Annotated in this window: 23 protein-coding genes; 14 read left to right on the top strand and 9 right to left on the bottom strand. The window is 70.3% G+C overall.

The features are described from left to right. The first annotated feature begins 53 nt into the window (after positions 1 to 53). From MFF40_RS03430 to MFF40_RS03400, 7 genes are all read left to right on the top strand, one after another. Positions 54 to 509, top strand: coding sequence for a (2Fe-2S)-binding protein (locus MFF40_RS03430; protein ID WP_147856989.1), 456 nt, complete (start codon positions 54 to 56; stop codon positions 507 to 509). Between the two features lie 71 nt (positions 510 to 580). Next, the gene (locus tag MFF40_RS03425; RefSeq protein ID WP_238259679.1) at positions 581 to 2,776 is read left to right on the top strand and encodes a xanthine dehydrogenase family protein molybdopterin-binding subunit; all 2,196 of its coding nucleotides are present in this window, start codon (positions 581 to 583) and stop codon (positions 2,774 to 2,776) included. A 156-nt stretch (positions 2,777 to 2,932) separates the two neighbouring features. Next, the gene (locus MFF40_RS03420) at positions 2,933 to 3,559 is read left to right on the top strand and encodes a uracil-DNA glycosylase family protein (RefSeq protein ID WP_238259678.1); all 627 of its coding nucleotides are present in this window, start codon (positions 2,933 to 2,935) and stop codon (positions 3,557 to 3,559) included. Between the two features lie 53 nt (positions 3,560 to 3,612). Further along, positions 3,613 to 3,900, top strand: a complete 288-nt coding sequence (locus tag MFF40_RS03415; RefSeq protein ID WP_058193135.1) for a BrnT family toxin — start codon at positions 3,613 to 3,615, stop codon at positions 3,898 to 3,900. Beyond that, entirely contained in the window at positions 3,887 to 4,225 is a 339-nt protein-coding gene (locus MFF40_RS03410; protein ID WP_238259677.1) for a BrnA antitoxin family protein, read from the top strand. Before MFF40_RS03415 ends, MFF40_RS03410 begins: the two co-directional genes overlap by 14 nt. A 69-nt stretch (positions 4,226 to 4,294) precedes the next feature. After that, entirely contained in the window at positions 4,295 to 4,987 is a 693-nt protein-coding gene (gene pyrF, locus MFF40_RS03405) for an orotidine-5'-phosphate decarboxylase (protein WP_147856818.1), read from the top strand. A 62-nt stretch (positions 4,988 to 5,049) separates the two neighbouring features. Beyond that, a complete protein-coding gene (locus MFF40_RS03400; protein ID WP_147908424.1) occupies positions 5,050 to 5,394 on the top strand; it encodes a DUF1330 domain-containing protein in 345 nt (114 codons plus the stop codon). 15 nt (positions 5,395 to 5,409) lie between these two features. Here MFF40_RS03400 and MFF40_RS03395 read toward each other — a convergent pair whose 3' ends face one another. Both MFF40_RS03395 and MFF40_RS03390 read right to left on the bottom strand, forming a co-directional pair. Then, complete coding sequence (locus MFF40_RS03395) at positions 5,410 to 5,589, bottom strand: hypothetical protein (protein ID WP_147899242.1); 180 nt, start codon at positions 5,587 to 5,589, stop codon at positions 5,410 to 5,412. A gap of 88 nt (positions 5,590 to 5,677) precedes the next feature. Then, complete coding sequence (locus MFF40_RS03390; RefSeq protein ID WP_147908423.1) at positions 5,678 to 6,337, bottom strand: TetR/AcrR family transcriptional regulator; 660 nt, start codon at positions 6,335 to 6,337, stop codon at positions 5,678 to 5,680. 162 nt (positions 6,338 to 6,499) lie between these two features. On the opposite strand from MFF40_RS03390, the gene MFF40_RS03385 reads away from it, so the two are divergent. Then, positions 6,500 to 7,270, top strand: coding sequence for an SDR family NAD(P)-dependent oxidoreductase (locus MFF40_RS03385; protein WP_238259676.1), 771 nt, complete (start codon positions 6,500 to 6,502; stop codon positions 7,268 to 7,270). Between the two features lie 82 nt (positions 7,271 to 7,352). Here MFF40_RS03385 and MFF40_RS03380 read toward each other — a convergent pair whose 3' ends face one another. The 4 genes from MFF40_RS03380 to MFF40_RS03365 all read right to left on the bottom strand — a co-directional run bounded on the left by MFF40_RS03380 (position 7,353) and on the right by MFF40_RS03365 (position 9,895). Then, on the bottom strand, positions 7,353 to 7,550 hold the full coding sequence (locus MFF40_RS03380; protein ID WP_007563351.1) for a hypothetical protein: 198 nt from the start codon (positions 7,548 to 7,550) through the stop codon (positions 7,353 to 7,355). A 185-nt stretch (positions 7,551 to 7,735) separates the two neighbouring features. Next, entirely contained in the window at positions 7,736 to 8,398 is a 663-nt protein-coding gene (locus MFF40_RS03375) for a cysteine hydrolase family protein (RefSeq protein ID WP_281408038.1), read from the bottom strand. 58 nt (positions 8,399 to 8,456) lie between these two features. Next, the gene (locus MFF40_RS03370) at positions 8,457 to 8,966 is read right to left on the bottom strand and encodes a ferritin-like domain-containing protein (protein WP_147899239.1); all 510 of its coding nucleotides are present in this window, start codon (positions 8,964 to 8,966) and stop codon (positions 8,457 to 8,459) included. A 326-nt stretch (positions 8,967 to 9,292) separates the two neighbouring features. Beyond that, complete coding sequence (locus MFF40_RS03365; protein WP_238259674.1) at positions 9,293 to 9,895, bottom strand: PAS domain-containing protein; 603 nt, start codon at positions 9,893 to 9,895, stop codon at positions 9,293 to 9,295. A gap of 472 nt (positions 9,896 to 10,367) precedes the next feature. On the opposite strand from MFF40_RS03365, the gene MFF40_RS03360 reads away from it, so the two are divergent. Continuing rightward, the gene (locus MFF40_RS03360; protein ID WP_238259672.1) at positions 10,368 to 10,988 is read left to right on the top strand and encodes a hypothetical protein; all 621 of its coding nucleotides are present in this window, start codon (positions 10,368 to 10,370) and stop codon (positions 10,986 to 10,988) included. A 236-nt stretch (positions 10,989 to 11,224) separates the two neighbouring features. After that, positions 11,225 to 11,488, top strand: coding sequence for a hypothetical protein (locus MFF40_RS03355; protein WP_147899237.1), 264 nt, complete (start codon positions 11,225 to 11,227; stop codon positions 11,486 to 11,488). Positions 11,489 to 11,540: 52 nt separating this feature from the next. Here MFF40_RS03355 and MFF40_RS03350 read toward each other — a convergent pair whose 3' ends face one another. Together MFF40_RS03350 and MFF40_RS03345 are read right to left on the bottom strand one after the other, a co-directional pair. Continuing rightward, positions 11,541 to 13,637, bottom strand: a complete 2,097-nt coding sequence (locus tag MFF40_RS03350) for a TonB-dependent receptor (protein ID WP_238259671.1) — start codon at positions 13,635 to 13,637, stop codon at positions 11,541 to 11,543. 537 nt (positions 13,638 to 14,174) lie between these two features. Then, complete coding sequence (locus tag MFF40_RS03345) at positions 14,175 to 16,364, bottom strand: TonB-dependent receptor (RefSeq protein ID WP_238259669.1); 2,190 nt, start codon at positions 16,362 to 16,364, stop codon at positions 14,175 to 14,177. Positions 16,365 to 16,801: 437 nt separating this feature from the next. On the opposite strand from MFF40_RS03345, the gene MFF40_RS03340 reads away from it, so the two are divergent. Continuing rightward, the gene (locus MFF40_RS03340) at positions 16,802 to 17,134 is read left to right on the top strand and encodes a hypothetical protein (RefSeq protein WP_147857839.1); all 333 of its coding nucleotides are present in this window, start codon (positions 16,802 to 16,804) and stop codon (positions 17,132 to 17,134) included. 322 nt (positions 17,135 to 17,456) lie between these two features. On the opposite strand, the gene MFF40_RS03335 is transcribed toward MFF40_RS03340, so the two are convergent. Continuing rightward, positions 17,457 to 17,651, bottom strand: a complete 195-nt coding sequence (locus tag MFF40_RS03335; RefSeq protein WP_238259787.1) for a hypothetical protein — start codon at positions 17,649 to 17,651, stop codon at positions 17,457 to 17,459. Between MFF40_RS03335 and MFF40_RS03330 the strand changes: the two genes are divergently transcribed. From MFF40_RS03330 to MFF40_RS03320, 3 genes are all read left to right on the top strand, one after another. Then, positions 17,626 to 18,759, top strand: a complete 1,134-nt coding sequence (locus MFF40_RS03330; RefSeq protein WP_238259666.1) for a branched-chain amino acid ABC transporter substrate-binding protein — start codon at positions 17,626 to 17,628, stop codon at positions 18,757 to 18,759. The genes MFF40_RS03335 and MFF40_RS03330 overlap by 26 nt on opposite strands. Positions 18,760 to 18,943: 184 nt before the next feature. Continuing rightward, a complete protein-coding gene (locus MFF40_RS03325) occupies positions 18,944 to 19,834 on the top strand; it encodes a LysR family transcriptional regulator (protein WP_147897999.1) in 891 nt (296 codons plus the stop codon). Positions 19,835 to 19,997: 163 nt separating this feature from the next. Beyond that, a complete protein-coding gene (locus MFF40_RS03320; RefSeq protein ID WP_147856228.1) occupies positions 19,998 to 20,768 on the top strand; it encodes an HpcH/HpaI aldolase family protein in 771 nt (256 codons plus the stop codon). The last annotated feature ends 12 nt before the right edge of the window (positions 20,769 to 20,780 follow it).

Below are 20,780 nucleotides of genomic sequence, written 5' to 3'. Positions count from 1 at the left end.
GCCGCGATCCGGCGCGCGCCCGGATCCCGCGTGTCGATCGAGGGCCGCCGACCATGCCGAAGCTCACCGTCAACGGCGTCACCCACACGGTCGACGCCGACCCGGACATGCCCCTGCTCTGGGTGCTGCGCGACCGCCTCGACGCCACCGGCACCAAGTACGGCTGCGGCATCGCCCAGTGCGGCGCCTGCACGGTCCACCTCGACGGGCAGCCGGTGCGCTCCTGCCAGACCAAGGTCGGCGATGTCGGCACCGCCCAGGTGACCACCATCGAGGGCGTGTCCGGCCGCGTGGCCGAGGCCGTCCAGGCCGCGTGGCGCAAGCTCGACGTCGTGCAGTGCGGCTACTGCCAGTCCGGACAGATCATGTCGGCGATCGGGCTCCTGTCCGGCAACGCCAAGCCCTCCGACGCGGACATCGACGGCGCCATGGACGGCAACATCTGCCGCTGCGGCACCTACCAGCGCATCCGCGCCGCGATCCACGAGGCCGCGCGCGACCTCGCCTGAAGACCCCCCCCTGCAGCCCCCCTGCAGCCCCCTCTGCCCCTCCCCGCGGTCCTGACCGGAGCATCGCCGCCATGCTGAACGCCCGTCGACCGAACGCATCCCCCGTCCGTCCCAGCCGCCGCGGCCTCCTGGCCGGCGCCGGCGCCATCGTGGTCGCCTTCCGGCTGGACGCCAAACCCGCCCGGGCCGCCGCCGGCCCGGACCTCGCGAGCGTCAAGGCCCAGCCCAACGCCTTCGTGCGGATCGCCCCGGACGACACCGTCACGGTGGTGATCAAGCACCTCGACATGGGCCAGGGCAACACCACCGGGCTGGCCACGATCCTGGCCGACGAGCTCGGCGCCGACTGGAAGACGGTCCGCACCGAGTTCGCGCCCGCGGACGCCACGCTCTACAACAACAGCCTGATGGGCCCGATCCAGGGCACCGGCGGCTCCACCGCGGTGGCCAATTCCTGGTTCCAGCTGCGCAAGGCCGGGGCCGCCGCCCGGGAGATGCTGATGGCCGAGGCGGCCTTCCGCTGGAAGGTCCCGGTGGCGCAGATCACGGTGGCCGAGGGCGTGGTCCGCCACGAGCCCTCGGGCCGGCAGGCCCGGTTCGGCGAACTCGCGGCCTCGGCCGCCTCCCTGCCGGTCCCGTCCGAGCCGCGGCTCAAGGACCCGAGCGAGTGGACGCTGATCGGCCGGACGGTGCCGCGCCTCGATTCCGTGGCCAAGACCAACGGCTCGGCGGTCTACTCCCTCGACATCCGCCGCCCGAACCAGGTCACCGCCGTGGTGGCCCGCGCCCCGCGCTTCGGCGCCACCGTGAAGAGCTTCGACGCCGCCGCCGCCCGGAAGGTCGCCGGCGTGCTCGACGTGGTCCAGGTCCCCACCGGCGTGGCGGTGATCGCCCGGGACACCTGGGCGGCCATGAAGGGCCGCGAGGCGCTCACCGTCGCCTGGGACGACAGCACCGCCGAGACCCGCTCGTCGGACGCGATCCTGGCCGAGTACCGGGAGCGCGCCAAGGGCCCCGGCCTCACCGCCTCCGAGCGCGGCGACCCGCAGGCCGCGTTGAAGGGCGCCGCCCAGGTGATCGAGGCCGAGTTCACCTTCCCGTACCTCGCCCATGCCGCGATGGAGCCCCTGAACGCCACGATCGAGCGGGCGGCCGACGGCGGCTACGACGTCTATGCCGGCTTCCAGTTCCAGACCGTGGAGCAGGCGACCATGGCGGCGATCCTCGGGGTGACCCCCGACCGGGTCCGGCTCCACAGCAACTGGGCCGGCGGGTCCTTCGGTCGCCGGGCGACGCCCACCGCCGACTACCTCGCGGAAGCCGCCACCGTGCTCAAGGCCGCCGGCGAGAAGGCCCCCGTCCATCTGGTCTGGACCCGCGAGGACGACATGGCCGGCGGCTATTACCGCCCGACCGTGCTGCACAAGGTCCGGGCCGGCATCGACGCCAAGGGCGCGGTGGTCGGCTGGGACCACGTCATGGTCGGTAAGTCGATCATGATCGGCTCGCCCTTCGAGGCGATGATCGTCAAGAACGGGATCGACTCGACCACCGTCGAGGGCGCCTCCGACACGCCCTACGCGCTGCCGGCCTACCGCTTCGGCATCCATAACGGCCGCGAGGGCGTGCCGGTCCTGTGGTGGCGCTCGGTCGGCCACACCCACACGGCGCACGTGATGGAGGTGATGATCGACGAGCTGGCCCACGCCGCGAATGTCGATCCGGTGGCCTACCGGCTGTCGCTGCTGACGCAGGCGCCGCGGCTCTCCGCCGTGCTGAAGCTCGCCGCCGACAAGGCCGGCTGGTCGGACAAGGCGCAGGAGAAGGGCCGCGGCCTCGGGGTGGCGGTCCACGAATCCTTCGGTTCCTACGTCGCCATGGTGGCCGACGTCACCGCCCAGGATTCCGGGATCCGGGTGAACCGGATCGTGGCGGCGGTGGATGTCGGAATCCCGGTCAACCCGGACGTGATCCGCGCCCAGGTCGAGGGCGCGGTCGGCTTCGCGCTGTCGGCGGTGCTGCGCAACCGCATCACCCTGAAGGACGGTCAGGTGCAGGAGCACAATTTCGACGCCTACGCGCCGACCCGCATGAGCGAGATGCCGCAGGTCGCGGTGCATATCGTGCCGAGCCAGGCCGCGCCCACCGGCATCGGCGAGCCGGGCGTCCCCGTGCTGGCGCCGGCCATCGCCAACGCGGTGTTCTCCGCCACCGGGCAGCGCCTGCGCGCCCTGCCCCTCGACCTCTCCGGCATGAAGGGCGCGTGACGAATCGCACGGCGCGCCTCCCGGCCCCGGCGTAGGACGGAGGGGCCTTCCCCCCAAGGCAAGAGACCTGAGTAAGAGACCCGACTGACGACGGCGCGGCGCGACACCGCGCCGTTTTTTTTGGTTTCTGCGCGGCCGCTCGCCATCTTGGCAACGATGCCCGCACACGCCCCGTTCGAAGACACCGCCGCGCGCCTGCGCGCCTGCCGCCTGTGCCGGGACAGCCCGCTCTACGGGCCGCCCCTCCCCCAGGAGCCGCGGCCGATCGTGCAGGGCAGCACCGGCGCCCGGCTCTGCGTGGCGAGCCAGGCCCCCGGGACCCGGGCCCACCGCACGGGGATGCCGTTCACCGACCCGTCGGGCGTCCGGCTGCGCAGCTGGCTCGGCCTCGACGAGGCGCGGTTCTACGACCCCGCGCAGGTGGCGATCGTGCCGATGGGCTCCTGCTTCCCCGGTCTCGACGCCAAGGGCGGCGACCGGCCGCCGCGCCGGGAATGCGCCGAGCGCTGGCGCGCCGAGCTGTTTTCCGGCCTGCCGAACCTCGAACTCATCCTGGTGATCGGCCAGTACGCGCAGGCCTGGCACCTGGGCCGGATGGAGGGCGGCCTGACCGGCACCGTGCGGCGCTGGCGCGCGCTCCTGGACGAGCCCCGCCGCCCCCGGGTCCTGCCCCTGCCCCACCCGTCCTGGCGCAACAACGGCTGGCTCAAGCGCGAGCCGTGGTTCGAGGCGGACTTGCTGCCGGTGCTCAAGGCGGAGGTGGCGCGGGTGCTGGGTGCATAAATCCAGCTGCGGATTTCAACGCGCTGCCGCTTCCAGTCCCGGGGTTTGGGTCTATGCTGCGGTTCGTGAAGTTCATCGCGCAGGAACCGAAACGGTCGGCGAACATCGCCAAGCACGGATTCGATCCGGCCCAGTTCGAGGAGGCCTTCAGCTTCGACCGTTACGCGACTGCCCCGACCAAGCCGAGCCGCACCGGTCGCGCGCGCTTCCTGCTCATCGGGACCTGGTTCGGCGAGGCCGTGGTCGTGGTGATCGTCTCGCCGTTGGGGACCGAAGCCTTCGACGTCGTGAGCGTCCGCCGCGCCAACCGGACGGAAAGATCCCGCTATGAAGCCCTCTGATCACGCCCCCGGCTATGTCCCGAACGCGGCCTATTCGCAGGCGGATTGGGACGTGGTGTCCGACAATCCCGAATTGACGACCGAACAGCTGGCCCAGATGCGGCTCGGCTCCGAAGGTCTGCCGCCGGACCTCGCGGCCGCCCTGGACCAGCGCGGCCGGCGCCCCGCGAATGCGCAGGGCGTCCCCGTCTCGCTGAACGTCGATCCCGACGTGCTCGCCGCCTACCAGGCCGGCGGTCCCGGCTGGCAGGCGCGCATGAACGAAGCCCTGGCCGATGGGCTCGTTCGCGGCAGGCGGCGCGCCAAGGCCGACAAGCGCGGCTGATAGGCTCCGGTCCTGATTGACAGGGATCGCCGCGGCGTGGTCCGTGCCGCCAGCCCGAAGGACGCCGCGATGACCGAGAGTGCCGACCCCCGCGACCGCCTGATCGTGGCCCTCGACCTCCCGGGCGTGCCCGAGGCCGAGGCGCTGATCGACCGGATCGGCGATGCCGCGACCTTCTACAAGATCGGCTACCGGCTGGGTTACGCCGGCGGCCTGGCGCTCGCCGAGCGGCTCGCGGCGCGCGGGCTCAAGGTGTTCCTCGACCTGAAGCTCCACGACATCGGCAACACCGTCGAGGAGGGCGTGCGCTCGGCTTCGGGCCTGGGCGCCACCTTCCTCACCGTTCACGCCTATCCGCAGACCATGCGGGCGGCCGTGCGGGGCCGGGGCGCGAGCCTCAAGATCCTGGCCGTGACGGTGCTGACCTCCTACGACGACGCCGACGCCGCGGAGGCCGGCTACGCCCTGCCGGTGGCCGAACTGGTCGCCAAGCGGGCCGCCCAGGCCGCCGAGATCGGCATCGATGGCCTCGTCTGCTCGGCGGCCGAGGCGGCCTCGGTCCGGCGGATCGTGGGGCCGGACCGGCTGATCGTCACCCCGGGGATCCGCCCGGCCGGCGCCGAGGCCGGCGACCAGAAGCGGGTGATGACCCCCGGGGACGCCCGCAGGGTCGGGATCGACCACGTGGTGGTCGGGCGCCCGATCACCGGTGCCGCCGACCCGCGTGCCGTGGCGCAGGCGATTGTGGCCGAGCTGGCCTGAAGCCCGGCATTGCCTTCGGGCGGCCGGAATCCATCTCAACCCCGCAACCGATGAGGCACAGGATGGCGAAGGGCTACTGGATCGCGCGGGTCGATGTCCGCGACGCGGAGGCCTACAAGGATTACGTGGCCGCCAACGGCATCGCCTTCGCCAAGCACGGCGGGCGCTTCCTGGTGCGCGGCGGCGCCTTCGAGGCGGTGATGGGCCAGCCCCGCTCCCGCAACGTGGTGATCGAGTTCCCGAGCTACGCCGACGCCCTCGCCTGCTGGAACTCCGACCTCTACCAGGCGGCCAAGGCCAAGCAGCGCGGCGGCGTCGATGCCGAGATCCTGGTGATCGAGGGCTATGACGGCCCGCAGCCGAGCGTGTCCGAGCCGGCGCCGGAGGCGGGGCGGGCCTCGGAGTAATGTCTTCGGATCGGCTCAGCGCTTCGTATCGGGGGTCGGATCCGGATCGAGGCGCTGAGGTCTGAAGCGGCGGTACGCGGCTTCGACGTCTGCCGTCGTCGCGAACCGACCCGCGTGCAGGTCGGCCAGGCCGCGTTGAGCGGCGGCGCGTTCCGCATCGGTGAGCGGCTCAGGCAAGGCGCGATCGATATCCATGAGGGGTGCGATCCCATTCGCTGGATGCCGTACGCCACCGTTGATCGTGCGGGCTGTGCTGCGAGGAGGCCGGCGACGCGTCATCGGTTCAGCCCAGTCGTGCGCCTTGCGCCGGTCCGGCACCGCTTGGCCCCCGCGGCGCCAAGCCCCGCAGCAGGAACGCCGTCATGGCCTCCAGCGAGGGGACCGGCTGGAGCGCGGTCTGCCCGACCAGCAGCGGATGGGTGTAGCGGGCGATGCCGGCATGGATGCAGGCGGCCGCCTCCGCCGGGTCGGCGGCCTCGAACTCGCCCCGGGCCACGCCGTCGCGGACGATGCGCTCGAACCCGGCCGTGACCCGGGCGATGTGGTGCCGGCAGACCTCCCAGCTCTCGCCCATGGCCGCCTCGACCATCTCGTGGAGCCGGGGAAATTCCTCGCAGCGCCGCGTGCAGTCGCGGTGCAGGAGGTCGATCGCCGCCACGAGGCGTTCGGTGGCGCCGAGGCCCGGGCGGGCGGCGACCTCGGAGACCAGGGCCTCGATCTCGCCGATCAGCCGCTCCAGCACCGCCTCGTTGATCGCCTTCTTCGACTCGAAGAACCGGTAGACGTTGGCCGGGCTCATCTTCAGCGTCCGGGCGATGTCCGCCACGGTGGTCTTCTGGTAGCCGATCTCGCGAAAATACGCCGCCGCCGTCGCCAGGATGCGGCAGCGGGTGGTCGGCGCGCTCTCCTCCGTGAGCATGGGGGTCGGGGTATCCAGGGACATGCTCCTCAGTAGGGCACGGGCGCGGCGGGCGTCAAAGACCCCCGGTTCCCGGGACCCGGCTTCGCCCGCGGCGGGTCGGCGCGGCCGGAACCCTCCCGGGTCCGACCCATTGCCCCGGCATCCGGCCGCCTGCACGGCGGCGCACGCACGAGGCACGCAACGATGATCCTGACCGACAAGCGAGCCCTGATCACCGGAGCCGATTCCGGCATCGGGCAGGCGACCGCCGAGCTGTTCGCCCGGGAGGGGGCGGACGTGGCGATCACCTATCACACCGACGAGGCCGGGATCCGCGAGACCGCCGCCCGGGTCGAGGCGGCCGGCCGCCGCGCCCTGGTGCTGCAACTCGACGTCGGCGACGCCGCCGCGGTGAATGCCGCCTACGACCGCGTCGGAAGCGAGCTGGGCGGCCTCGACATCCTGGTGGCCAACGCTGGTCAGGCGATGAGCGGCATGCCGGTCGCCGAGATGGACGACGCGGTGCTGGAGCGGATCCTGCGGGTGAACCTGATGGGGCCGCTGTTCTGCGCGCGCCCGTTCATCGGGATGCGCCGGGCGCAGGGCGGCGGCGGCAAGATCGTGTTCGTGTCCTCGGTGGCCCAGCACCTGCCGACCCCCGAGAGCGCCCCCTACGGCATGTCGAAGGCGGGGCTCGGCTCCCTGTGCCGGAGCCTGTCGCGGGAACTCGCGGAGGACCGGATCAACGTCAACAACGTCGCCCCCGGCCTGATCGAGACGCCGATGACCGCCGACCGCTTCGAGAAGACCGCGGTGCTCGACCAGTCCCTGGAGCGGATCCCGTGGCACCGGGCCGGCCAACCCGAAGATATCGCCCGGGCGATCCTCTACCTCGCATCGGGGGGCGCCGATTACGTCACCGGCCACACGCTCGTGGTCGATGGCGGCCTCACGATGCAATGGGGCGGGGCCTGAAACGCCGAAGGGCGCCGGGTTTCCACCCGGCGCCCTCCACGGACGTTGATCGTTGCGCGCGGTCCGCTTCGTCCGGGCAGCCTTACGACCCGAACTGCGATCCGAGCTGCTCCAGGTACTCGGCGAGGTCGAGACCGCCGACCCGCTTGCCGTAATCGAAGCGCATGCCCTGGCGGATGTCGACGCTGGCATCGCGCGTGGTCAGGGTGAACGGCCGGACGCACACCCAGGCCCCGTCGCGGCGGTGCTCGAAGTACCCGAGGATCTCGTGCTTGGCCATGTCCTTCCCTCCGGAATAGTGTTCGAGGACATAACGGTGACGCTGCCGTTCGGTTCGACGGTCGCGACTGTTTTTCGCGCGTGATCCAGCACACATCGAGTGTTCGTGATCCGGAACACCGCGGATCCCGCGCGGGCTATCGCGCCAGAGCTTGACTATAACAGTTCAAGACGGCCGGACGCGTCTCACGGCCAGCGCTCCAGGATCGCGTCGGTCGTCAGGGTCAGGACCTGGTGGCCGTAGCGCATCCGGTACATCGTCATCAGCGCGTCGTGGGCCTCGTCGCAGGAGCTGCACAGGCCGTCCGTGGCGACCACGATGCGGTAGCCGAGATCGACGCCGCCCAGCACCGCCGCCAGCACGCAGACATCGGTCTCCGCACCGGTGACGACCAGGGTGTCCACGCCCCGCGCCTGGAGGCGGGCGTCGAGGTCCGTTTCCAGCCAGGGCGAATAGACGGTCTTGTCGATCACCTCCGCGGGCGGGACGAGGCGGGCCAGGTCGGGGACCAGCTCGATCAGGCCGGGATCGAGCGCGGCCCGCGTCATGCCGGACCACCGGGCCGAATAGGTCGCCCACGTGCCCCGCCCCTCGCCGGGGCGGGCCGCCGGGATGAAGCGGGTGAACACGGTCCGGTCCGGGTGGGCCTCGGCGAGGCGGCGCACCTGCGGCAGGACGCGCGGCATCCACGGGGTCTGCCAATCCGTCGGCTCGGCGAACATGCGCTGCATGTCCACGCAGAGGTGCACGCAGGACCGGCCCAGGGGCTCGCCCGCGGATCCGTCCTCGGCCCGCCCTCCCGGGTCCGACGGGCGCCTCGTCTCGGCCTCCATGCCCGCGCGTTTCATGCATCGGTGGTTGCGCGTCTGCGGCCGGCCCCTGCGAGGCCGGCCGCGGTCCGGATCGTCAGCGGTCGGCCTTCTCGCCGGCCGTGGTCAGCGCGAGGTAGCGCTCGGTGGTCGGCTTGATCAGCGACCGCACCGCCTCGGCCATGCCCTGCTCCTCCTTCAGCGATTGCTGGAAGCCGGTCCGATGCGCCTGCTGGCCGGCCGCATCGGCGATCGTCAGCAGCGACTCGTAGGCCGCGATCTCGAAGTTCTCGAAGGCGTGGTTGGCGTAGGTGTTCTTCAGGATCTCGTCCTGGGCCGGCGTGTGGCCGAGCGCCATCATGTTGCCGACGAAGCCCAGGAACCCCTCCTTGAGCGCCGAGGGGCTGTCGCCGAGGCTCTGCAGCGCCTCCTCCAGGCGCTGGCGCTGGCCGTGCGTCTCCTCGATGTGCCGGCGCAGGGCCTGCTCCATCTCCGGGTAGCGCTCCAGGCGCTCGACCTGCCGCTCCATGATCTGCAGGGCCTGCATCTCGACGGCGTGGGTGTTCTTCAGGGCCGTGACGTAGATCGAACGTGTATCGAGGGTCATGCGGGTGTCTCGCGATGGAGGCTGGATCGTGCTGATCCGTTCATCCGGGCAACCCCGGTCCCGCATGGCCAAGTTCCGGCCGGGAAGATCGCACGCTGCGCCCGCTCCGGCCGGGCCGCGGGCGCCGCACCGCCGGCCTCACCTCAGCCCCTCCGCCCGAAGCGCCGTCTGAACCGCCGGGCGTCCGCGCACGCGGCGGTACCAGGCATCCAGGTTGTGCAAGCGGTCGAAATGGATGTCGGCTCGATAAGACGAGGTCAGCCACGCGGCCTGCCCCCAGCCCGTGAGCGCGAAGGGACGCGGTGCCGCCCCGCGTAAGCCCGCGTTCAATGCATGGACGGGTTCGACGGGGATCGCTGCCGGTCCGCCAGCTGCCGGCCGATCTCGAGCAGCAGGGTTTCGGTCAGGGCGACGATGCGGGTGTCGCCGAGGTCCGAGACGGCGTTGTGCAGGGACAGGCACAGGTCGGCGGTCTTGTTCAGGGCGTCCTCGATCGTGCTCCCGTCCCGCGTCGCGAAGGCGGTGCCGGCGGACTTGCTGTCCGAGATCTCGACGACGACGCCCCGTCCGGACAGCGGGCGGCCGAGTTCGTCCAGGTAGAAGTGGCCGCGGGTGAACACCCAGCGCAGCCGGCCCTCCGGGGAGCAGACCCGGTACTCGGCGGTGTACGAGCCGCCGGATTGCACGCAGTCCAGGATGACCTGGGAGATGTGCCCCTGATCCGCGTGGTAGACCGCCTTCAGGATCTCCGAGAGGCTGACCCCGGCGCGCGACCGGGCCGGGCTGATGTTGAACAGCAGCGCGGTGACCGGATCGGCCCGCGCGTCGTCGGTGACGATGTCCCACATCCAGAAGCCGACCCCGCCGGAGGCTTCCAGCGCCGCGATCAGGGCCGCCTCTGAGACGATATCGTCGGAGTTTTCCAGCAAGATATCCCCCGATATCCGTATCGCACGTCTGCGCTAGGCCGTTTACTGGATCGGCGCACCGTACCGATCCGGATGTACCAGAAATCGTCGGTCGAATAGAGCACAATGGCAACAGCTGCGCCCGGTCCGCCGCAGCCGCGCGATCGCCCGGTCGTTCCCCATCGGGGCGGGCGGGGGACGCGTCAGGCCTTGCCCTTCCAGGGCACCAGCGCGCGCTCCAGGCGGCGCATGCCGAACGCGGCCGGACCCAGCCGATCCGCCGGCCGATCCGGGTCTCCGGGAGTGCCGCGCCCTGCCCGGGTTCCCGTTCGCGCCGGTCCAACGCATCGGCCGGGGGCTTCCACGGCGCCGGCGCCGCCGAGCGGCGGGGAGGTCCGACCCGGCCGGTCCTGCGCTTTGCGCCCCGTCTCCCGTCTCCGAGCGGGGATGGACGGAGGCCGGGGCCTGCGAACTACGCAAAGCCCCGATAGATTTGCCTTTCAGAATCGAAACCTTTATAAATCATCCCAATTCGATTCAAAAAATGAATTTAGGCTATATCATGTCGGCGTTGCGATACGTTCTTCTCGGACTCTCGGTCCTATCGTTGGCTGTCGTGCTGGTCTTCTGGACTGTGAGTGGGCACGTCGCCGATCTCGGCGTGTTTTTGGTGGCCGCTTTCTTGGTCGCCAACAGCGTTTATATTCTATTCTCCCGGCCGACATTGCGCGCGAGCTCTGTCTTCGACCGCGCGGCCACGGGACTTGCTTTCGCCTCGCTGGAACTGCAGCACCAGGCCAAGGAGGCGAAGATCCGGGAGGCGGAGGCCGAGCGGATCCGGGCGCAAGAGGCCGAGCAGAACAAGTCAAAGCTGCGGGCGGCCGAGGAATTCATCAGCTACGTGCGCCAGAACCCGCTGATGCGCGGCCGGCAAGCCGTCACGGTCAAGCAGATCACCTTGCTCGGAGACCCGAAGAGCATCGCGCTCCCGACCCTGGAACTCCCCCGTCCCGTCCCGTCCGAGCTGAATGGCCGGCACCACGGCGATCCGGGGGCGACCGGCGTGACGCCTCCGGCGCCGCCCCCCGGCGCCGTGCCGCGCCTGGACGTCTGACCGGCCTGCCTGGGGCGCGCGGCGCGGAGCCTCCGGCGACGGTCGGGCGGCCGCGCGCCGGGCCCCTGCCTGTCACGACCTCGCGAGCGGGGGGCCGGAGGCACCCCCGACCCGATCCGTCACGGAACCATCTCGGCGGCCTGCAGCTTGCTGAGCTGGGACCGGGAAGGATTTGCTCCTCTCACGGCTCTACGGAAAACAACCGCCCTCGATGGCGGCATGAGAGGAAACGTCCTTTGCGCACCACGATCATCACCGCGGCTCTGCTCGCCGCCTTCGGCGCCGCCGTCGCGTCCCCGGCTTCCGCCGCCCCGATCGGTCCCGGCGCCGTCGCCGCGCCGGCCGACATCGTCTCGACCGTCCAGATGGACCGGATGGAGCGCCGCATGGAGCGTCGCCACATGGAGCGCCGGATGATGCGGCGTCACATGGAGCGTCGCATGATGCGCCGCGACATGCGCCACCGCATGATGCGTCGGGACATGATGCACCGCATGTAGTCGATCGACCGGCCCCCGCCGGCAGACGCGTCGGCGGGGGCCCAGCTTGCCATCAGAAATCCGCCGACAGCGACGCCAGGAACGTCCGCGGCATGCCGTAGGTCAGCACGCTCGATCCTGCGGAACCCCAGTACCGTGCGCCGGCCGCGTTCTGGACGTTGAAGCGGGCCGTCAGCGGCGTCCCGTTCGCCGTGAAGCTGTAGCGGACGCCGAAGTCCAGGCGCGTCCAGTCCGGGATCCTCTGGGTGTTGGCCTGATCGTAGTACTGGGCGGACGTGTAGATCACGCGCCCGGTCAGGGTCACCCCGCGCAGCATCCAGGCCGGCAGATCCACCTCGCCGCCGAGGTTGGCCTGCACGGTGGGCACGCCGGGCGCCACGTGGCCGTCGAAGCGGCCCGCCTCCGTCTTCACCAGCCGACCATCCGACAGCGTGAGGCCGCCCAGCACGCGGATCCCGTCCGCCGGCGCGCCGAAGACGTTCAGGTCGATGCCCTGGTTGCGCTGCTCGCCGTTCAGTCCGAAAATCAGCGTCTTCGGATCGAGGATCCCGGATGGCTGCGTGATTTCGAAGAACGCCAGGGTGAGCCCGACCGGGTCGAGATCGAGCTTAGCCCCCGTCTCGATCTGGCTGGTCACCACGGGCGGGAACACCGTTCCGGCATTGCGCGCGAGGTCGGGGACATCCGGCCCGAAGCCGAACCCTTCCGCGTAGCTGGCGTAGAGCGACAGCCTGTCCCACGGCTTGACGATCAGCGCCGCCACCGGGGTCGAGGCCGACTTGTCGTAGCGCGACGAGAACCGGCCGGTCGGCAGGATCGTGTCACGTTGCGCGTTCTGGAAGCGTCCGCCGGCGATGAGTTGGATGCGCCCGTCGAGGACGGATGCGGTGTCGGTGACGGCCAGGCCGTCCAACCCGGATTGGGTCGTCAGCTGAAGCTGCGGCGTCGGCCGGAACGGTCGTGCGACGATCGCCGGGGTGTAGAGTGCCGACAGGAATCGCGGGCCGGGCGTGGACGCGGACGGCTCACGGGCCTCGTAATGCGTGGCGACGACCGCAACCGCATGGTCGACCGGGCCGGTCTGGAAGCGGCCCCTCAGGCCGGCCTCGCCCGACCACTGGCCGTTCTCGACGGATATGGTCGTGGTCTGCTGCGACAGCGCGCCCGATGCGCGCGTGATGGTGCCGCGCGTGGTGAAGAAGTCGCGTTTGGTCGTCGAGCCGCCGACGGCGCCGAACAGCGTGATGTCCGGCGTGAGGTCGTATTCGGCCCGCAGGACACCGAAGCCCTGATCGATATCCCAGCGCTCCCACGGTTGCTGCACGTTGAGGCTGAGGCGCGGCGCCCGCGGGATCCGGACCCCCGGGAGGACGGCGAGGCCCGCGCTCTGGGCGTCCAGGTCGAGGTGCTGATAGCCGGCATCGAGGCTGAGCCGGAGCGCGTCGCCACGGAAATCGAGGCCCAGCGTCAGGGCGCCGAGGTTCTGGTTCTGCCGATCGATCGGGGTGGGCCCGTCGCGGTAGACGCCGTTGATCCGGACGCCGACGGCGTTGCCCTCTCCGAAGCGGCGGCCGACATCGAACGTCCCGCCGACATTGCCGCGCGAGAGGTACTGCGCCGTGACGCGCGTCAGGGGCGTCTCGGCGGCGCGCTTGGGGACCAGGTTGACCACGCCCACGGCGCTGCCCGAGGGCGGGAAGCCGTACAGGAAGGAGCCGGGCCCGCTCAGGACCTCGACGCGCTCGATGCCCTCGATCGCCGGCCGGTAGACGCTCGCGATGCCGTACAGGCCGTCGAATGCCGTATCTCTTGAGATCACGACGAATCCGCGGATGAAGAGATTCTGTTGTGAGCCGAAGGGCGGCTGTTGTTCGCGGACGGAGGCGTTGTTCGCCAGGACGTCGCCGACGGTCTGGGCCTGCTGGTCGCGGATCAGTTTCGCGGTGTAGTTCGATTGCGTGAACGGCAGGTCGAACACGCTGCGATTGCCGAGGAAGCCGGCACGGCCGCCGCCGGCCACCTGCCCGCCGGCGAACGCGGCCGGCGGCTGGCCGATCGTGCCGCCCGGCGGCGGCGAACCGGCATTCGGTGCGGTTCCGCCGCGGGCCTCAACCGAGAGTTCGTCGAGCAGCATCGCGGGCTGTGCCATCGCGGCGGGGCAAAGCACAGCCAGGGATACGGCCGTCAGCAAGGCTTGTACGAAGCGATTGCGCGCGGTCTGCAATCGATCGACACGGTTTTGATCGTCAGAAGTGCAAGATATTAAAGCTGTGTCGAGCATTAAACTGGGCCGTTCGATGATGATAGGGTCCGGCCGTAACGCGCGTCCGAAGGTAAAGCAACGTAGACTTGAAACTATTTCATCTTACTTATAACTATTACAGTGTAATAGAGACCAGTTCTCCGCCCATTGAGAACATTCATGTCGAGATTGTTCCTAAAAATATTATATATTGGTATGAATGATACTATAAATAACTGAGGCTGTGATCTGCTTATCAATCGACAGGTCTCGTTGAAAACCTGTGAGAGGGTTGCAGGAAGGGTCCTTCTCCGGTCGGCCGAGGCGGCGGATGCTTTCGACGCGCGGGTGCGTCGACGCCGGCGGACGCCCGGGAGCACCGGACGAGGCACCACATGGAATCGGTGACCGACCCCCGCCGGCGGGGGGGCCTTCGTCGGGCGGTCAGAAATCCGCCGACAGCGACGCCAGGAAGGTCTGCGGCGTGCCGTAGCTGAGCGCGCCCTGGGCCGACGAGCCCCAGTACCGGGCGCCGGCCGCGTTCTCGACGTTGAAGCGGGCCGTCAGCGGCGTCCCGTTCGCCGTGAAGCTGTAGCGGATGCCGAGGTCGAGGCGCGTCCAGTCCGGGATATTCTGCGTGTTGGCCTGATCGTAGTATTGTGCGGACGTGTAGATCACCCGCCCGGTCAGGGTCACGCCGGCGAGGATCGAGGCCGGCAGATCCACCTCGCCGCCGAGGTTGACCTGCGCGTTCGGCACGCCCGGTGCGACGTGGCCGTCGAACAGGCCCCCGGCCGTCCTGCTGAGCCGCCCGTCGAGGAGCGTCAGTCCGCCGAGCACGCGGACGCCCTCGGCCGGGGCGCCGAACACGTTCAGGTCGATGCCCTGGTTGCGCTGCTCGCCGTTCAGGCTGAAGATCCGGGTCCTGGGATCGAGGATCCCGGAGGGCTGCGCGATCTCGAAGAACGCCAGGGTGAGCCCGACCGGGTCGAGGTCGAGCTTGGCCCCGGTCTCGATCTGGCTGGTCCTGACCGGCGGGAACGTCGTGCCGGCATTGGCCGCGGTGGCGGGCGGGCTGGGCCCGAAGCCGAACCCCTCGGCGTAGCTGGCATACAGGGACAGGTTCTCCAACGGCTTGACGATCAGCGCGGCGACCGGGGTCGAGCCCGATGTGTCGTAGCGCGCCGAGTAGCCGCCGTTCGGCAAGGCCAGGTCGCGCGTCACGTCCTGGAAGCGGCCGCCCGCGATGGCCTGGACGCGCCCGTCGAGGATCGACGCCGTGTCGGTGACGGCGAGCCCGTCCAGCGCCGACAGGGTCGTCACGCTCGGGCTCGGCATGGGCCGGGTCGGCCTGGCGACGAGGATCGGCGCGTACAGGGCGGACCGGAATTGCCGCGCCCCGACCGCGGTGGCGAAGGGCTCGCGCATCGCGTAATGCGTCGCCACGACGGCGACCGAATGCCGGACCGGCCCGGTGTCGATCCGGGCCCGCAGGCCGACCTCGCCCGTCCATTGCTGGTTGTCGGCGGAGACGGTCCGGATCTGCTGCCGCAGGCTGCCGGCGGCATCCGTGAGCGTCGACTGCGTCCGGAAGAAGTCGCGCGTCGCCAGCGAGCCGCCCACCGCGCCGAACAGCGTCACGTCCGGGGCCAGATCGTACTCCGCGCGCAGGACGCCGAAACCGTGCTCGAGATCCGAGCGCTCCCAGGGCTGCTGCACGTTGCGGGTCAGCTTGGGCGCCCGCGGGATCCGGACGCCCGGAAGGACCGTGAGGCTGTTGCTCTCGGCGTCGAGGTCGAGGTGCTGGTAGCCGGCATCGAGGCTGAGCCTCACGGCCTCGCCCCGGACGTCGAGCCCCAGCGACAGGAAGCCGAGGCCCAGGTTCTGGTGGTCGATCGGGGTCGATCCGTTGCGGTAGGCCCCGTTGATCCGGACGCCGACCGCATCGCCCTCCCCGAAGCGCCGGCCGACGTCAAAAGTCCCGCCGGCATTGCCGGTGGAGAGATACTGCGCCGTGACGCGGGTCAGCGGCGTCTCGGCGGCCCGTTTGGGGACGAGGTTGATGACGCCGACGGCGCTGCCGGAGGGCGGAAAGCCGTACAGGAAGGCCCCCGGGCCGCTCAGGATCTCGACCCGCTCGAGCCCCTCCACCGCCGGCCGGTACACGTTCGTGATGCCGTAGAGGCCGTCGAACGCGTAGTCGCGGGAGTTGACGTAGAAGCCGCGGATGAAGCTGCTCGGTTGCGAGGCGAAGGGCGGCTGCTGGTCGCGGACGGAGGGGTTGTTCGCGAACACGTCGGCCAGGGTCTGGGCCTGCTGGTTGCGGAGCAGCGCCTCCGTATAGTTCGCCTGCGTGAACGGCGTGTCGAACACGCCGCGATGGCCCAGGAACCCGACGCGGCCGCCGCCGGCCACCTGCCCGCCGGCGAACGCGGCCGGCGGCTGGCCGATCGTCCCGGTCGGCGGCGGCCCGGAATTTCGCATGGTCCCGCCATGCGATTCCACCGAGAGCTCGTCGAGGACGACCGCGTGCTGCGCCGCCGCGGCCTGACTCAGCGCGACCAGGGACGTCGCCGCCAGCATCGCGCCGGCGAGACCGTCGCGCGCAGCACATCCCAGGGCTCGGGAGGACATCGGCGTCTAACTCTCTGTCGTGGAAGATAATCCCATAGCAAAGAGGCGAGATCCCATCAATGTTCGTTCTGGTCGGCGAGTTATAATTTAATTACATTAGAAGTTCGGGTCGATATTTGTTTCTTTTGATCGAAAATAAATCCGTGATCTGTTTCGTTCTGGCGGCGGTAGTCCGAAAAAGATGGTGATTTGCATTCCCCATCGATTGTCAGGCCGGGGCGGGCCTGGCTCCTGAACGCGATCGGGGCGACCTCGGTATCGGGCGCTTCGTGAGCTGGTCGCGCGGATCCGCCGTTTCCAAGTCTCCGCCGCCTCCGTCGGCCGGGGCGCGGGATGGCCGTGGCCGCCGGGACCGGCGCGCGCGCCGTCCCCCCTCCGGGGCGATCGAACCATCTGGGGCCCAACGCGTTTCCAGGCTCGGTGAGGAGACAGGTACGATGAAAGCGTTTTTGGCTGCGGTCGCCGTCGGCTTCGGCGTGATGTCCGCGCTCGGGCCGGCCCTCGCTCAGCGCGGACCCGATTATGGCTATGGCGGCCGGGATTACGGCGACCGCGACCGGGACCGCGATGATGACCGCGGTCGGGATCGCGGCGAGCGCGGCTACGGCGACCGGGGCTACGGCGAGCGCGCCTATGGCGGGTTCGACGAGCGCGAGTATCTGCGCTGCAACCCCGATGTCCGCCGGGCCATCGCCAACGGCCAGATGGAGTCCGGTGCGGCCCATTACCGGACCTTCGGACGTCGCGAGGGGCGCCGCCTGAGCTGCTGACGCGATCGCGTCGGCCGCGGCTCCGACGGGAGGCGCCGCGGCCGGTCAGGCAACCGCCACGCCCGAGACAGCAGAGCCTCCTCGGCGCCGGGCGCCGGGGAGATCGAAGGAGGAGCCCCGGCAGCGATCTGCCGGGATGGGCGTGCGTGCTCCCGCGCGCGGCTTCCGGACCTGAGCGCGGCACGGCCGTCGCGCCCGTCCGACGAATCATCGATCCGACGCCGCCGTCCGGTCGATCGATCCCGCCGCTTCCCCGGCCAGGATCGGGGCTACGCCCGCGCCGTTCGGCGCCGATTGCGGCGTGACAGGGTCCGGATCGGTTTCAGATCAGTGCCGTGCGGCACATCCCTATGCTTGCGGCCTTGACGGCGCGGCAGGTTGAAAACAGGCTTGCGCCCGCGTCGCGGCAGGTCGATGCACGGTCGTCGGGTCTGGCCGAAACATTGCGTCGGTCTGCCGGGGCGGGTTGGACTTCGAGCGCGGGGGCGGTCATGAGGAAAATACTGTCGTTGACCATCGTTGGTCTTCTGACGATTGGCGCTGCACAGGCCCAGGACAAAGGTGGACCGATCAAGATCGGTGTCTCGGCCGGCGTGACCGGGCCGTATGCGGCTTTCGGCGTGCAGGTGAAGAACGGCGTCAGCCAGGCGATCGAGGACATCAACAAGGCCGGCGGCATCAAGGGCCGGCCGTTCGAGCCGATCTACGGCGACGACGCCTCCGACCCGAAGCAGGGCGTGTCGATCGCCAACAAGCTCGCCGCGGACGGCGTGACGATGGTGGTGGGCGCCTTCGCCTCCAGCGTGTCGATCCCCGCCTCCGACGTCTGCCTCGATGCCGGCATCGTCCAGGTCACCCCGTCCTCCACCAACGTGAAGTTCACCGAGCGCGGGATGTGGAACACCTTCCGCACCTGCGGCCGCGACGACCAGCAGGGCGTGGTGGCGGGCGCGTACCTGGCCGATCACTTCAAGGGCAAGCGGATCGCCTTCGTCCACGACAAGTCGTCCTACGGCAAGGGTCTGGCGCAGGAGACCCAGATGACGCTCAAGGCCAAGGGCGGCAAGGAGGTGCTGTTCGAGGGCGTCAACCCGGGCGAGAAGGACTACTCGGCGCTCGTGTCCAAGTTGAAGTCGGCCAACGTCGACGTGGTCTATTACGGCGGCTTCCACACCGAGGCCGGGCTGATCCTGCGCCAGATGCGCGACCAGGGCCTGAACGCGACCCTGGTCGGCGGCGACGGCCTCGCCCCGAAGGAGTTCGTGCAGATCGCCGGCGACGGCGCCGAGGGCACGCTGATGACCTTCTCGCCGGATGCCCGGAAGAACGCGAGCGCCCAGGCCGTGGTCGCGGCGTTCAAGGCCAAGACCATCGATCCCGACGCCTACACGCTCTACGCCTACGCGGCCGTGCAGGTGCTGGCCAAGGCCGCCGCCGAGACCGGCTCCATAGAGGGCAAGGTTCTGGCCGACTGGCTGCACCAGGGCAAGACGATCGAGACCGTGGTCGGCCCGATCGCGTACGACAAGAAGGGCGACCTCACCCGGCCCGACTACGTGATCTACGCCTGGAAGAAGGGCGCCGACGGTAAGATCGACTACGCCGGCAACGAGTTGGCGCCGTAAGACCAGCGCCCCGCGAACCTCGGGGCTCCGCGCCCCGAGCCCTGCCGAAGGGCCGCGGGCCCTTCGGGATCCCCGGACCTGTGCGCAGGTCCGGTGGAGGCCGGTACCTCTATCGGCCGAACGACTGAGGGGCGCAGAGGCCTTATGATCTCCCCTCCGCGTCCCGGCGTGCAGGGGAGATCCGATGTTCGACTTCAGCCAGCTCCGGTGCTTCGCCGCCGTGGCGGAGGAGCTGCATTTCGGGCGTGCGGCCGCCCGGCTGAACATGACGCAACCGCCCCTGTCGCGGCAGATCCAGGTGCTGGAGCGGGTGCTCGACGTGCAGCTCCTGGAGCGCACCAGCCGATCCGTCCGGCTGACCGCGGCCGGGCGCAGCTTCCTGCCGGAGGCGCAGCGCATCCTCCGGCTCGCCGAGACCGCGACGCACGTCACCCGCCAGGTCGCGGCCGGGCGCGCGGGGGTGCTGAAGCTCGGCTTCACCGCGGCCTCGGCCTACGATGTCCTGCCCCGCCTCGTCACCGCCCTCCGGCGGGCGCTGCCCGACGTCACGCTGGCGCTGCGCGAGATGGTCAGCCGGGATCAGGTCGAGGAGCTCCTCGCCGGCCGTCTCGACGCGGCCCTGGTGCGTCCGCCCATCGTCCATCCGGACCTGATCGCGGTCCGGGCGCTGGCCGAGCCCCTGGTGGTGGCCCTGCCGGCCGGGAATCCCCTGGCGGCGCGCGCGCATCTCGCCCCGGGCGATCTCGGCGGCGAACCGTTCATCGCCTACGCGCCGAACGAGGCGCGCTACTTCCACGACCTGATCCTCGGCCTGCTCGCGGAGGCGGCCGTGGAGCCCCGGATCGTGCAGTGGATGACCCAGATCCACTCGATCCTGGCCCTGGTCCGGGCCGACCTCGGCATCGCCCTCGTGCCGGCGGCGGCCGAGCGCCTGCGCTTCGAGGGCGTGGCGTTCCGGCCGCTGGTGCTGCCGGCCCCCCGCCCCGCCGAGCTGGTCCTGGCCTGGCGGCGCGACGCGGACGAGCCGCTGATCGCCCGGCTGGTCGCGATCCTGGCGGAGCTGCCCCCGGCCTGATCCAAGCGCCCGCGGCCTGGATGAGCCAAGCGCCCGCGGCATCGATCGATGCGCCGACGGTATCGATCGATCCAGCCTTTGGCTTTGACCTCCGGTGGAAAGGCTGCGCCTGATGGGCACCCGACGGCCCGCAGAGGCCGGGGCCGCCAGGAGAGGGATCGCCATGGACCGACTCACCAACCGCTTCAAGGCCGCCCTCGGCGCGGGGCGCCAGCAGATCGGCCTGTGGTGCAGCCTCGCGAGCCCGATCTCCACCGAGATCGTCGCCGGCGCCGGGTTCGACTGGCTGCTCCTCGACATGGAGCACTCCGCCAACGACCTGCGGGATATCTACTTCCAGCTCCAGGCCATGATGGAGAACGCCACCAACCCGGTGGTGCGGGTGCCGAGCGACGACCCCATCACCATCAAGCGCATCCTGGATGCCGGCGCCCAGTCGCTGATGATCCCCAATATCGACGATGCCGCGCAGGCCGAGCGGGTCGTGGCGGCGACGCGCTACGCGCCCCGCGGCATCCGCGGCTTCTCGCAGGCGCCCCGGGCCGCCCGGTTCGGGCGCATCCCGGACTACCACACCCGCTGTGAGGCTGAGATCGTCGTGATCGTGCAGGTCGAGTCCCGCCGCGCCCTCGACAATCTGGACGCGATCGCCGCCGTGGAAGGCGTGGACGGCGTGTTCATCGGGCCCGGCGACCTATCCACCAGCCTCGGCCATCTCGGCCAACAGGGTCACCCGGAGGTGGTCGCGACCATCGAGGCGGCCATCGGCCGGATCGTGAAGGCCGGCAAGCATGCCGGCATCCTCACGCCGAGCGAGGACCTGGCCAAGCGCTACATCGCGGCCGGCACCCGGTTCACCGCGGTCGGCTCGGATCTGGGGTTGCTCGCGCGCAACGCCGAGGCCCTGGCCGGGCGTTTCCGCACCGAAGGCTGAGCAGGGAACGTT

It is taken from the genome of Methylobacterium mesophilicum (assembly GCF_022179445.1).
GTDB classification, from domain to species: Bacteria; Pseudomonadota; Alphaproteobacteria; order Rhizobiales; family Beijerinckiaceae; genus Methylobacterium; species Methylobacterium mesophilicum.
This window is presented reverse-complemented; position numbering and strand designations above follow the sequence as displayed.